Source organism: Vibrio sp. 10N.261.51.F12, from assembly GCF_041471725.1.
Lineage (GTDB): Bacteria > Pseudomonadota > Gammaproteobacteria > Enterobacterales > Vibrionaceae > Vibrio.
Window position 1 is genome coordinate 1 of sequence record NZ_JBFROV010000015.1, and the last position, 12,790, is coordinate 12,790.

Annotated in this window: 19 protein-coding genes and 1 pseudogene; 1 reads left to right on the top strand and 19 read right to left on the bottom strand. The window is 41.5% G+C overall.

The genetic code is table 11. The features are described from left to right. Positions 1–26: 26 nt before the first annotated feature. The 17 genes from AB4405_RS10260 to AB4405_RS10340 all read right to left on the bottom strand — a co-directional run bounded on the left by AB4405_RS10260 (position 27) and on the right by AB4405_RS10340 (position 10,139). A complete protein-coding gene (locus AB4405_RS10260) occupies positions 27–263 on the bottom strand; it encodes a hypothetical protein (protein ID WP_372060705.1) in 237 nt (78 codons plus the stop codon). A gap of 149 nt (positions 264–412) precedes the next feature. Then, entirely contained in the window at positions 413–763 is a 351-nt protein-coding gene (locus AB4405_RS10265) for a hypothetical protein (protein WP_372060706.1), read from the bottom strand. A 131-nt stretch (positions 764–894) separates the two neighbouring features. Further along, a complete protein-coding gene (locus AB4405_RS10270; protein WP_372060707.1) occupies positions 895–1,383 on the bottom strand; it encodes a YbaK/EbsC family protein in 489 nt (162 codons plus the stop codon). 180 nt (positions 1,384–1,563) lie between these two features. After that, a complete protein-coding gene (locus AB4405_RS10275; RefSeq protein WP_372060708.1) occupies positions 1,564–1,938 on the bottom strand; it encodes a GNAT family N-acetyltransferase in 375 nt (124 codons plus the stop codon). 48 nt (positions 1,939–1,986) lie between these two features. Further along, positions 1,987–2,448, bottom strand: coding sequence for an NUDIX hydrolase (locus AB4405_RS10280; protein WP_372060709.1), 462 nt, complete (start codon positions 2,446–2,448; stop codon positions 1,987–1,989). A gap of 86 nt (positions 2,449–2,534) precedes the next feature. Next, complete coding sequence (locus AB4405_RS10285; protein WP_372060710.1) at positions 2,535–2,753, bottom strand: DUF6500 family protein; 219 nt, start codon at positions 2,751–2,753, stop codon at positions 2,535–2,537. Between the two features lie 32 nt (positions 2,754–2,785). Further along, a complete protein-coding gene (locus AB4405_RS10290) occupies positions 2,786–3,598 on the bottom strand; it encodes a class I SAM-dependent methyltransferase (RefSeq protein WP_372060711.1) in 813 nt (270 codons plus the stop codon). A gap of 84 nt (positions 3,599–3,682) precedes the next feature. After that, positions 3,683–4,474 carry a PhzF family phenazine biosynthesis protein gene (locus AB4405_RS10295; protein WP_372060712.1) on the bottom strand — a complete coding sequence of 264 codons (792 nt, stop codon included), beginning with the start codon at positions 4,472–4,474 and terminating at the stop codon, positions 3,683–3,685. Positions 4,475–4,593: 119 nt separating this feature from the next. Next, positions 4,594–4,959: a DUF2200 domain-containing protein gene (locus AB4405_RS10300; protein ID WP_372060713.1), complete on the bottom strand. Its 366-nt coding sequence runs from the start codon at positions 4,957–4,959 to the stop codon at positions 4,594–4,596. A gap of 157 nt (positions 4,960–5,116) precedes the next feature. Continuing rightward, entirely contained in the window at positions 5,117–5,524 is a 408-nt protein-coding gene (locus tag AB4405_RS10305; protein WP_372060714.1) for a GNAT family N-acetyltransferase, read from the bottom strand. Positions 5,525–5,612: 88 nt separating this feature from the next. Then, positions 5,613–6,089, bottom strand: coding sequence for a GNAT family N-acetyltransferase (locus AB4405_RS10310; protein WP_372060715.1), 477 nt, complete (start codon positions 6,087–6,089; stop codon positions 5,613–5,615). Between the two features lie 160 nt (positions 6,090–6,249). Further along, positions 6,250–6,759 carry an AAA family ATPase gene (locus AB4405_RS10315; RefSeq protein WP_372060716.1) on the bottom strand — a complete coding sequence of 170 codons (510 nt, stop codon included), beginning with the start codon at positions 6,757–6,759 and terminating at the stop codon, positions 6,250–6,252. 199 nt (positions 6,760–6,958) lie between these two features. Then, complete coding sequence (locus AB4405_RS10320) at positions 6,959–7,342, bottom strand: hypothetical protein (protein WP_372060717.1); 384 nt, start codon at positions 7,340–7,342, stop codon at positions 6,959–6,961. 185 nt (positions 7,343–7,527) lie between these two features. Then, positions 7,528–7,941: a GFA family protein gene (locus AB4405_RS10325; RefSeq protein WP_102469209.1), complete on the bottom strand. Its 414-nt coding sequence runs from the start codon at positions 7,939–7,941 to the stop codon at positions 7,528–7,530. A gap of 129 nt (positions 7,942–8,070) precedes the next feature. Further along, a complete protein-coding gene (locus AB4405_RS10330) occupies positions 8,071–8,529 on the bottom strand; it encodes a GNAT family N-acetyltransferase (RefSeq protein WP_372060722.1) in 459 nt (152 codons plus the stop codon). 86 nt (positions 8,530–8,615) lie between these two features. Further along, positions 8,616–9,149 (bottom strand): GNAT family N-acetyltransferase, encoded by a 534-nt coding sequence (locus AB4405_RS10335; protein WP_372060718.1) that lies wholly within the window; start codon positions 9,147–9,149, stop codon positions 8,616–8,618. Positions 9,150–9,674: 525 nt separating this feature from the next. After that, positions 9,675–10,139, bottom strand: coding sequence for an N-acetyltransferase family protein (locus tag AB4405_RS10340; protein ID WP_372060719.1), 465 nt, complete (start codon positions 10,137–10,139; stop codon positions 9,675–9,677). Positions 10,140–10,400: 261 nt separating this feature from the next. Here AB4405_RS10340 and AB4405_RS10345 point away from each other — a divergent pair. Next, positions 10,401–10,508: pseudogene (locus tag AB4405_RS10345) on the top strand (IS110 family transposase); the annotation flags it as partial. Between the two features lie 42 nt (positions 10,509–10,550). Here the strand turns inward: AB4405_RS10345 and AB4405_RS10350 are convergent. Both AB4405_RS10350 and AB4405_RS10355 read right to left on the bottom strand, forming a co-directional pair. Next, positions 10,551–11,138: a DUF1471 domain-containing protein gene (locus tag AB4405_RS10350; RefSeq protein WP_372060720.1), complete on the bottom strand. Its 588-nt coding sequence runs from the start codon at positions 11,136–11,138 to the stop codon at positions 10,551–10,553. Positions 11,139–11,570: 432 nt separating this feature from the next. Then, entirely contained in the window at positions 11,571–12,530 is a 960-nt protein-coding gene (locus AB4405_RS10355; protein ID WP_372060721.1) for a transposase, read from the bottom strand. Between the last annotated feature and the right edge of the window lie 260 nt (positions 12,531–12,790).

The following is a 12,790-nucleotide window of genomic DNA, read 5'->3' on the forward strand; positions in this document are numbered from 1 at the left end:
CTAATATCTAATATCTAATAATGAGTTTATTGGAATTCTTCACCATGATTTTCTAACGTTTTGTGCCCGCACTGTGTACAAACGATGTATCGGTCGATGAGATCTAAAGAGGCGCCAGCCGGACTTGCCACTCCACCGAGGAAACCCTCAACAAAAGCCTTAAACTGTTCTTTGTTACTTTTGCCATATTTGGATGGCTTTTGTTTAATTAACTCTTTATGTTCGGTCGTATTCCCACATGCTTTGCAAATTCTAACGCTCATCTCGCCCTCTACTGTACATTCAGGCTACAAAACAAAAAGTAAAATTAAACCATAATCAAAGGTTAGAATGAGATTCAACACTCATTTATAAGCAATGAGTTAAATGAAATATGCTTATTGCTCAGATAAGACATAGGAATACTATCGAACTAAAACACCATGACATGATCGCATCGGTATTGGCCATCAACCTCAACCAAAACCATTTCCGCAACAAAATCACCGCTAACTTTAGTAAATGATTGCTTCCAAACAATGGCGGCAGAATCTCGGCGCTTGAACACCGCAACGACTTCCCGTTGTGAAAAATACCCTTTTTCAGACTGGTATTTTTCACAAACATCTTGAAAGTAATCTTTCGTCACTATTTGCTTCATTCGATCAGTAAAGTCTTGAATATGCTTGTCATGATCAATATCAGTGGAAGCTGCCATTAAGTTATCCATGATAGGATTCGCAATCGCTAAAATATCTTGTTCTGATAAATCTTCAAAATTCATACATCCCTACTTCTTTCAGTGTCATATTTTGTGAAATTTACTCGTACGTCTTTCCTTGATGCGGTAACCAACCGACACACTTCGGCAATATACCAAACCTATCAACGTCCGATATGAGCGTTAGATGCTCGTCATATGTCTTTTGCCAAATCTATCCACTGGCCATTCGTGAGTTCACCTAAATGTTGTGGGTTGAGTTTAAACACTGAATTAGGCGTTCCGGCTGCTGCCCAGACTTCTGAGTACTGGCGCAAGTCATTATCCAAAATAGTTTGAACTGTTGTGTTGTGGGCGACTGGAGGAACACCCCCTATCGCATACCCTACGTTGTCTCGAACAAACGAAGCATCGGCTTTTTTAAGTACGATACCTGTCGCTTCCTGTACCTTGTCAGCGCACACCATATTACTACCCGACGCAACAATCAAAACGGGTTCACCTGTTTGACCATGCTTGAAGATTAATGATTTGGCTATCTGAGAAACCGTACATCCAATAGATTCAGCGGCATCAACGGCAGTCCGAGTTGAGCTAGGCATTTGCTGGATAACAAAGTCATGACCATGTTGGGTCAGAACCGCTTGAACTTTCAATGATGATGCTTTTAATTCCTTTGACATATTTCCTCCATTTTTTATTAAAACGACAGCAATCATTACTGAGCTAACGGGCAGCACTGCCAAGCACGCCATAGTCTTAACCGAAAGTGGCGAGCATTACACATACACTTTAGGCATTTGTCATGTGCGCACTATTTGGTGCTGCATTTCGATTAACTGATGCTCACCAACCATTTCCACTTATTTAGCAAATTCAAATCCAAGTTTCTCATAGTAGCTTCTGAGATAACCATGAGCATGGATTTCAATAGAACCGACTCCCATGCTCTTAGCGTGTTCTTTTAGTGCTTGAACAACTTTCGACGCGATTCCAAAACCTCGATAGGCCTCCATAACCGCAACTCTAGCCATTGTGGAAGAGCCATCACTCCTAACGGTCAGGCGAGCCGTCGCAATCGGTATACTTCGCTCAGTGACAATGGCATGAAATGAATCGTCGTCAAGGCCATCAATATCTAATTCGGCTGGAATGTTTTGTTCGATGGTAAACACCTGGTAGCGGATCGCCTGACCAAGGCTGATGAGATCGCGTCCCTTGCCAATATGAGTTTCCATTAATCTTCCTTTATCCGATACACATAAACTGTTGTGCTACTCTATGGGTCAACATACTTTGATATACTTAATTTCTCGAGGCAAATCTAAAAGCCCCACTCGCAAAAAATCTGGCTTCAAATCGACATCAGACACGTCGTTCAACGAAAACCACTTAAATTCAAGGCTTATATCGGTCTCAATACCATAGAAAACTTCATTCATGGGAAATCGATAAGATTCAACGAGTTGAACAAGGAAGTAATTCGCGATTTCATGTATTTTCTTACCTGAGTGCTCAAAGAAGCTTTCCACATACCAGAGGTGGCGTTTAACAACGGACTCTACACCTAATTCTTCTAACAACTCTCGATTAAGGGTTGCATCAGAATATTCAAATAACTCAACCCTACCTCCAGGCAGCGCCCAAAAAGAATCGCCAGCAAGCCTATGCAGCAATACATGGTTGTCACGTATGATGACAGCAACGCTTCGAAAGTTAAATCGAGCGTTGCGTTGATCAAATTTCAATATTCTTCCCCCTAACAGCGTATCGTTTTGATAAATCGCGGATACCTATCTCAGGATACCTATCTCGGTATTCTCATTCGTTAGTACTATTGTCCAGATTCAACCATATCCTTGATCTTCCGAGCTTTCTCAAAATGGTCGAGCTTATTGTCTTGGATCCACCAAGTAGCGGCCTCCATCAGCAACTCAGGGTCATCGTTTTTATTTGCAAAGAAGGCATAAAACGAAACGCCTACATTGTCACCTTTTTGATCCAGCTTTTTCTGGCATGTTTCGATTATTTTGCGTCTCAACGACTCACGCATCACTGGTTACCTTGAATTAAAGAGTTAAAGAGTTAAAGAGTTAGAGAATTAACGGTTTTTCTCGCAATCACCAAGCCATGATTACTTGCCCCCAGCAGGGATGGCTCATCACACGTTTTTAAATGGTAGCGTAGCCAAGTTTCATATTGTTCTGAAGTGAAATTATTTATACCGGACGAAATGTAACGTCCAAATCCATCGGTAGAGAGATGGCGAAGTTTCGCGAAGCCACCTTTAGCGATCAAATCTTCGATTTCTGCTGGTGTAGCAAAATAACCAACGTTAAAAAAACCATCGGCTAATTGACTGGGAACGAGACCAGATTCTAATAGCGTACTTAATACTTCGGGTGTGATTAATTCAGGCGATTGTTGGGCAAACATACCCGCGACAAAATAACGCGAGATATACGCTACCGCTATTATCCCATCGGTCTTTAACACCCGATATGCTTCGGAAATCGCTAAATCTCGCTCCGCTTGGGTTTGTAAATGATAAAGAGGACCGAGGATAACGCAGACATCTTGTGAGCAAGTCTCAACGAAAGGAACGCTGCAAGCGTTTCCTTCGTAGACGGATAGAGCTAAACCTTGTTCTGCCGCTTTGCGCTTCAAAATATCAACTTGCTCAGGCGCAAGCTCTACTGCTGTGGTGTCACAGCCCATTTTTGCAAAGTTGAGAGAATACCGCCCAGTTGCAGCACCTTGTTCTAGAATTTTTATCCCAGGAGAAAGATAGTCGTCCAATGCTCGCATTGTCGCATCAAACTCCATCTTCGTAATGAGCTGCCGCGTTAACCGACCATCTTCATCAACACCTGTGTATTGTTCTATCAATTTTTGCATAAAATCTCTCATTGGCGCGTTAAGCTAACACCTTAATAAACGTAAATACGTTGGGTTTACATGCTGAACGAATAAAGGCTTCCGCTAGACGTTAATCACACCTTTGAGATATAAAACACCTTTTCCAGAAACAACAACCGCTCGTTCTGAAACACGACATTTAAGGATACCGCCCCTTTGGGATGCTTGGTAAGCCAGTAAATCGGATTTACCCAATTTACCTGCCCAATACGGTGCTAACCCTGAATGAATCGAGCCAGTAACAGGGTCTTCTTCACCACCGTTTGCTGGCCAAAAGTAACGAGAGACAAAATCATACTCGTGAGATCTAGCCGTCACGACAATATCTAAAGGTGCTAATTGCTTCAGCTGCTCTGATACATAAGTGACGTCTAAAACGTCTCTTTCATTAGGAAATACGGCAAAGTACGCTTGTCTGTTTTTTAAAACCTCAAGGGGCTTCACAGAAAGACCAGCCAACAATTGTTTTGGTATAGATTCAACGGCCTGTGGATTCTGATTGGGGAACGTCATTTCTATTTCATTGTTATCATTAAGAATGACGGTTAAGGTGCCCACTTTTTGGGTGATAAACTCAATGTCGTGTTTAACACTGAATTCGTTAAACAGCACATGGGCCGATGCCAACGTAGCGTGACCACAAAAATCAATTTCAGTCAGTGGTGAAAACCAACGAATTTCGTACCTATTGGTACCCACACTTTTGATGTAAGCAGTTTCTGATAGGTTATTTTCTGCCGCAATACTTTGCATTAAGTCATCAGACGGCCAAGTTTTAACTGGTATGACAGCCGCTGAATTACCTTTAAACTGTTGATCTGTAAATGCGTCAACGACGAATATATCCATTTCCAATGTATTAACTCCCTTTGCTTGGTCGCGCTTTATTGAATACCCTTATTATTACGGCGACTAAAACACAGCGTTAAGACAAGTGGTCGCTAGCGACCAAAACCCCTCCCACTCCGTTTCTTTTACTGACCACGTAGTACTTTTTCCAGTTTATGCCCTTTAGCAAGCTCATCCACCAATTTATCAAGGTATCTCGCTTGTTGCGTAATAGGGTTTTCAATCTCTTCGACTTTATAACCACAAATCTTGCCAGTAATTAACTTCGAATTTGGATTAACGGTGGCCTCAGAAAAGAACGTTCCGAATGTGGCGGAGCCTTCAATGTGAGCGTTGAGTTCGGTATCACTATAACCAGTAAGCCAACGAATTACCTCGTTAAGTTCCTCTGTAGTGCGGCCTTTCTTTTGCACTTTAGCCACATAAAGTGGGTAGATCTTTGAGAAGATCATACCTGATATTTGCTCATCTTGTTTTTGTGTAGGTTTCATTTTTAGCCTAAAAAATTCTGTACGAAATAACGGATTATTTTATAAAAAATAACACCACGTCAAGTAATGAGTAATGAGTAATGAGTAATGAGTAATGAGTAATGCTACCACCGATCAACGAGTGACTGCGCATGCTCACGTGTTAGATGTGTGGTTTTTACCCCCACGACACAGACATTTTAAAATACGAAACACCTGATTTTTGAAATTCATCGCCTTCAATGCACAGCCCAAAGTGTTGATAGAATGAAACGGCTGAAGTGCGAGCATCACACCAAAAGTAACGCACTGTGGCGAGCTTTAAATCGCAAACTAATCGTTCTATCACCTTGGTTCCAATCCCTTGACCTTGATATTCAGGCAACGTGGCAAATTTTCTCAGTCTCGCCTCATCAGCATTGCGATAGACGGAGGCGACGCAAACGAGTTTCCCATCAATAAACGCACCATAATGGGTAGCGTATTCATCGCCTTCTACTTCACAAAATGAAGGTGACTTATTGGGCCAAAGGACTCGGTGCCTGATTGGTAAAACCTCTGCAGTGGTGATCGGCTGTATATCCATATTTCCTCAACAACTATACCGTAATGTATTGTTTTCTCGGATAACGATCACATCCACTATATCACCCGAGTGGCATAGTGTGCTCAGGCTACCCACTGACTTTCTTGGACATATTGAAGCCAGTAATCTCAAAACCAACCTCTTTATATAATTTAAGCGCACGTTCATTATGATACGCAACCCTCAGCTTTATTTGATTGATACCAATAGCTCGTAGCTGACCTTCCAACACTGAGATGGATTGTGTACCAAAACCGTAACCTCGATACTCACTCGAAACAAAGAAATCATAGATAAAAGTCGATTTATCATCAGTGTTTATTGAGTGCCAGAGGTAACCCACAAGCGTAAACTCCCCATCGATTTTGGCATCAATACAGAGTAATGAATGGTCATTACCTTCAAGTCCATTGGGAAAGCAGCGGTGCAAATCTTTCTTAGCTAATTCAATTGAAACGTCTAAAGAATGTCCATAGTTTTTCGCTATCTCTTGGCTGTAATCGTCTATGAAATACTGACAATAAGCCGGATACTCCTCTTGGCGCATTTCTCTAAGTAACACCATATTTATCCTGTATATACGGTAAATTCCATCGGCAACATAACGTAGCATGAAGTAGTGATCAACGCTGCCATCCAACTTGTAGCCGCTTGAAAACGCAAGCGAGGTAATGTTTACCGTAGGCTATGAAATAGCGAGCAACTGATTACGGTATAACGCGTACTTACCGCGTTTGTTTTTCTTTTCCTGCCACATGTACCAGACTCAAGTTTTCATTGTCTGTTGGGACTTCAAAATACTCAGTGACATGATGGAAAACGGCTTCAGTATCGAAGTGTGCCCTTTCCGGTTGTTCAACCCGACGTTTAGCTATTTGGGATAAACATTCTTCATCACTTAAATCTAAATACCAAAGCTCGTGTTCACTATTAACTTCCAAGCATAACGATGTAAACCAAGATCTCTGATTGACAGTATTCGCAGGAAAGTCCATCACCACGTTGGTCCCAGTGCTCAGTAGATTTTGGACATGACTTTTTACGAAAGGCTTAATGAGGTTTGAAACCCTAATGTAGTCATTAAAGGTTTGAATTTGGTTAGGATAGTGCGCCGATAACCAGTCGTCTTCAGAAATTAGAACCGCATTGTTTTCTGCGGCTACAGCACTAGATTTCGTCGACTTACCTGCACCCATTTTGCCACAAAAGAAGAACAGTTTTCCCTGATTTCTCATATTTCCCCCTTCACGTATAAGGCCCAATTAATGCGTCGCAACAAACAATATAGTGACTTACTTTCCGAAAGTTAGAGTAAAAGAATAACCATCGCGTAGCAAATGTATTAGACCGTCATCTTAGTGACAACGAGGGTCTCGCAAAGCGTGTGACTCACTTAAAATAAAACCAAGCGGTACGAATCGACTAGAAACGCTTTTATGTGCATTGTCCTGACAAGTACAACCAATCATCAACAACGACATGGTGCTTAAAAACTTTGATTCTGTGGTAGCCTCTTTCCGTAAGAGCGGTAACCTGAATGTATTGGTAGCCTAGCAAAGATTGCTTTAGATTAAGTTCCGCTTTTATCCCCTTAAGATAAATATCTCCATCTCTTAGGGTTAAAGGATTTCGCTTAAACATCGATGATGCCAAGAAACCTAAAAGGACACAGAAAAACATGAGAGCATGAGGCCATAATTCAATATAATCAGGCGATAGCAGCGTCATCCCTAAATAAGTAACAGAATAAGTACCAACAAAGGCAGCCACCGTTTTCCATTTTGCTGTGTTATACGACAACTCAACAACCAGATCCATCCTAACTCCAAAATCTCTTAGCATCATTTGCGCATTATGCATGCGAGTGACTATCTAATTGAGTATTCCAGATGATTATTACGAGCAAATACACACTATGCTTTGCTAATCGGGTAAGTACAGTTTGATAAAATGCGCCAAGCGCGAGCAAACTGTACGAGTCTGTTTGAGCACTTGTTAACGGCTTATTCTTCACTTTCGAAGTGGGCAAAAACTTCTGCGCCTGTCATATTTTGCGTTTCATTCTTGAACTCATAATATTCTGGCTTTTCGTCAATGAATATTTGGTGAGTTAACTTGTAGCTATCATTCGATATCAATAGCCCAACAGGAAGATGATATTGGTTATTTGGCACTAAAAAGTAAAACAGGTGTGTCCCACATTTTCCGCAGAAACCTCTCTCCGCCCATTCTGATGACTGATATCTAACAACATTTTCCTCACCTGATATTTCAACTGAATCAGCGCAATCAATCGCTAGCATTGGGCCACCAGACCAATTCCTACACATACTACAGTGGCAAGCCGCTAATTCGTTGCTAGCATACTCAACTTCCAACTTAACAGCGCCACATAAGCATTTACCTGAACCTTTCATAGAACCCCCAACCTTTTAAAGTGTGAAATCTAATAGTAGTTAACACTCGCTTAAGCGGTCAAAAATAGTTGGCTACAATGGTGGGAGTACCCACACAACCAAGTATTTTTGCTCCGTTTGAAGCCCGTGCTATGCGATTTTTGAGTACATGATATGTTGAGGTCCAGCTTCACCGCCCAGGTATAGCTCACCAGTATCAACAAAATGACTTTTGTGACAACACCTTTTAGCGGTCGGATTCTTGCAATTCACAGTTAGGTAAACTAACTCAGATTCTGGATAATTTATCTTTAGATATGGCAATAATGCTTGTATAGCTCTTGTTCCTTTTCCTTGATGATTTACACCGATGGCAAAAATGCCTAATACCAACGAATTTTTTGGACAAAAAGAATAGTCTAATCCCAAAGAGAAACTCAGCATTATTTTGAAAAAGCCAACGACATCTCCATTACTTTTAATAATGTATCGATGATTTGACTCACTATTGTCAGAAAGGAATTCTTCTGCTGTACCTGCAAATTTGACCTGTTCGTCAGCCAACTTCACCTGTTTGACTCTTTCAACGTGAGACTCATTTAATCTCATAACGCCCAATGTAGTAGTCAGCAACGCAACCACCCTACCCAAATAAAGCAACTGTAGTCACTACACTCAACCATAAATGCCGATTGTTAGCTGCGATGTACCCACTCATCACGCAACACCCCAAATTTAACCGAGTCGTAATACTCCCCCTGATAATAACGAACCTTTCGCAAACGTGCTTCTTGCTGAAAGCCTAACTTACGTGCAAGCGCTATCATTCTGGGATTACCTGACCAAGTTGTCATGCCAACACGTTCAACGTCATAAACATCAAACAAATGACTAACCCAAAGTGGAACGGCTTTCGCGGCAATACCATGCCCCCAAGAGCCTGAGTCATAAAGGACAACACCAGCCTCTAGCCAACGAGTCGCCTCGCATTCCCAGTAGCAATTTACTGTTCCGACCGGTTTGCCATTAAAAGTGATTAACTGCATCTCCGATCCATTGAGCAGCTTGGCAAAGGTCGATTTCTTAAATTCAGCCAAAGTTGGATGTTGGTATGAATAATAAGGGCCATTGAACCTCGTCCATTCATCGTTTGATGATATTAGCGAATAAACCTGCAGCAGTTCAGATAGCTCAGCGACTCTAATTCCTACACAATTTTCTTGTTTCATACGTCCCTTTTAGCGATTCACTCCTAACACTTAGAACCTAATAAAGTTGCAGAGTAACGCACCAATTACACGAGCTGAAAACCTCACGCATTGGCGGTTAACTTAACCTGTTTTTATACTTGAAATTTAAAGTTCATGCTGTGTTTTATCACCTGTAAATAGATTCAAATTTAAAGGAATAAAAAACTCACAGGCAGCCCTATTGGCGGTGGTTGGTTGGTCCCACGCTCCACATAAATCCTTGCTATTCTCTTTTGTTCTTGTGAACTGCTTACATTTCCCACAACGATCCATACACAAACGACTCCATTCATTGACGCGCTAGAACTCAAATAAAGATCCTCAGCCAATAACTGTAACCAATATCTAGGCCATATAATTTGATTTGGGCCAATTAGGCATGAGTTCACTGTAACTGCAAACTTATGAGATGATGGTATTACCGCTAACTAGGTGACCAGGTTCAGCGTACGACTACAAATGAAAAATCAGTTAAAAATTCGCTATTGACGCCATAGTCGTTTGTTAGCTGTACTTTTCCATTACGAAATTTCTTAGCTTTTGCCCACGAACTTCCATTTCTTGAGCCTGAACCACTTTAAACCCAAAGTGCTCATAAAATGGTTTAGCTGTAATACTAACTTCTGAGTAAAAACGAGAAATATTCCGCTCTCTACCAACACCGAGAACGTGATTCATCAATGTCTTTCCAACGCCCATACCTTGATACTCATGATGGCAAAAGAAGTGGTCGATTAAACCATCAGGTTGAAGATCTGTATAACCTACAACGATACCGTCAATTTCAGCTACAAATGGATTCAAACCATTCATTCTATTCGTCCAGATAGACCACTCTATACGTTCAGGAGCCCAAGCCTCAACTTGTGCTTGGCTGTAATCACGAAGGTTTACATTGCGAATAGTGTAAAAATGTATATCCCAAAGTGCCTGAGCATCGGCTTCAACATACTCTCTAATTTTTATCATCGTACTACCTCGCGTGAGTAAAGTTTACGCCGCATTAAATGGTGCTTATGAACGACCAAACAAGCGCTCAATTGTTGGTGAGTCGGCGAATTGGACAAAATCAAACTAATTTCATACTTTTGGTGTGTGTCCTTTTAATCATAATATCTAGGCCATATAATTTGATTTGGGCCAATTAGGCATGAGTTCACTGTAACTGCAAACTTATGAGGTGATGATATTACCGCTAACTAGGTGACCAGATTCAGCGTACTACTGCAGAAAGCTAAGAAAGTCGCTATCATTGCTTATATTAGCAAGATAATTGTAACTCTAAATTCGATGTTAAGAGATGGAGCCATATGGGATAAAAACAGCGCCAAAATTTAGTTATTGACGCCATACTTGTTTGTTATATTCGCGTAAATACGACTAAAAACTTACAGATTGATGTTTGCAGCGATAGATGTCTGCAGCAACAGAGGTTGGATTTACACCATCCGTGTCAATAATTTTAGTAATGTGATGTCGGTTGCCTCCTTTCATGAACACTTCATTCGCTAACTCTGTGGCCAAATTCTGTGGGTCAGTCTTTTCAACGACATGTGAACCCACAACCTTACAATCAGAATTCTCCATTTCTGCAAACGAAATAGGTGAGACTCCATGAGCTCCTGGAAGTAAATTAACAACACCAGAAGGCCTTGATTTGTGTGGACTTGTGCATGAATAAAATTCTGCAACAACACTGCTTGGACGACCACGCCTTTCAGATAGGACGGTTATAATTCTATATCTACTCCCGCCTGCTTGATAGGTCTCATTTTTTAGGACTGGTGTGACATTATTGGGGTGAGAGTCATCAATCGTATATGTATCGATGATTTCACAATTCAGATTATGAATAGCTGCCTTAGAGATTGGCGTTATAGATTGCGCTTCAGGCAAAACAGTGACTTTACGAGTAACACAACCAGTCACGATAATAGAAGCAGATAAAAGCAGAACTACTTTTTTCATAGGGGTATCCAAAAAAGGAAAGAATACACAACGAAACCCCCGCCTTCCCAATCGAAGTTATCTATGGTTACGATAAACAAACCAGCGTTATTTAAACTCGCACAACAGTTACAATTGAAATACCCAAAAGCTCGAATAGCAATGCTACCGGCATGAGCAACGAATTAGTGTTATCGTATCGGGTGTGGCGCAACCACCGACGGCGTTAAGACGACAATAAGAAATCTTATAAAGGACACACACCTAAAAAAGAAATCTAAAGCACTCCCGTATTCAAAGCGATAATTAACTCCATACTTTAGCTTTCTTCAATCTATTTTGGTGAAGTTGTCTAGTTTGTTAAGGGACGTTACTTACGTTTAGGCATTGGGCGAACGACTATATCCAGAATTTTCACTGGCCTATGGGTAGGAGCGGCAGTGAAAATGACGCTTACTCTAATTGATAGATGTGCATCTTTTTCTTTTTTAAGGCAGCCTTAGCTTGGACTGTATGAACGTGACACCCAACCGCTGTCGAGCGTGTCTTTTCTAACGCAGTACATACCGTTAACCAACTCTTCTGATTGAAATTCAAACGCGCCAAAATAGCGGGTTGATTAGCATCCATACTGGCTTTGTCTTCGCGAAATAGACGTGCAGTCCAGTCTACTAACTCAATGTAGTCGATGAGCCGAAACGGAATACCATCTAGCATTTCATTCGTCGGGTTACCGATAAAAGGGTGTAAGCATGGGGCTGTTGCTAAATTTTTACCCAGCGCATCGATTCTGGCTTTTATCGAGGTAAACTCCGATGTTTCAGGGGTTGTGGCAATACCTGCTCGGATGGGATTCAAGTCGACATACGCCATTGCGGCGGCAAGGGCTTTTTCATCAAGCAACGCTTGGCTTTTGAAGCGGCTTTCCCAAAAGTGTCCTGTACAATTATCTTCTCGATTCGCTCTACACGCTATATCGTAATTGAGCTCTTTCATGAACCAACTTAAGCTCCACAGCCTTTCTCGCCATACTTCAATGAGCTCAAGACACTTGTCTTCCTCTGCTTGATTGGTGAGTTGCTTATTTTGCCAACGCTCTATGAGTACGGGTAATTTATGCTCACGCCCCCAATGCTCGACCACTTCATGCAGTGACAATGCTAACGCTTTGTCTTTATTGATATGAAGTACCAGGTGATAGTGATTACTCATAATGGCGTAGGCGCAAACATCGATGCAATATACCTCCGTCAGAGCGTGAATTTTTCGCTCTATCCACTCTCTTCGATGTTCGTAACTCGTGTTGGTGAGCGGGTCATCGCCGCACAAAAAACTGCGCCTCACACAACGTGATACGCAGTGGTAATACGAAGTCGCATCCACGGAAATAAGCTGTTTTCTGGCTGTTGTCAAAATGAGATCCGCTATGAAGGTTTTAAATAACTTAGCAGTTCTCTTTTAATGGGGTTGTTGGTGAGTCGGCGAATTGGACAAAATCAAACTAATTTCATACTTTTGGTGTGTGTCCTTTTAATCACTAACTAAACTTGCAACAGCAATCGAAACGATCAATGTGGAAGCAGCGAACATGTTCTGGTTTTTCTCTGGAATAACAATGAAGTGCTTCCTCGTCGTTCGTATACAGTTGTCGCTTTCAGGGCAAGATTACGAAG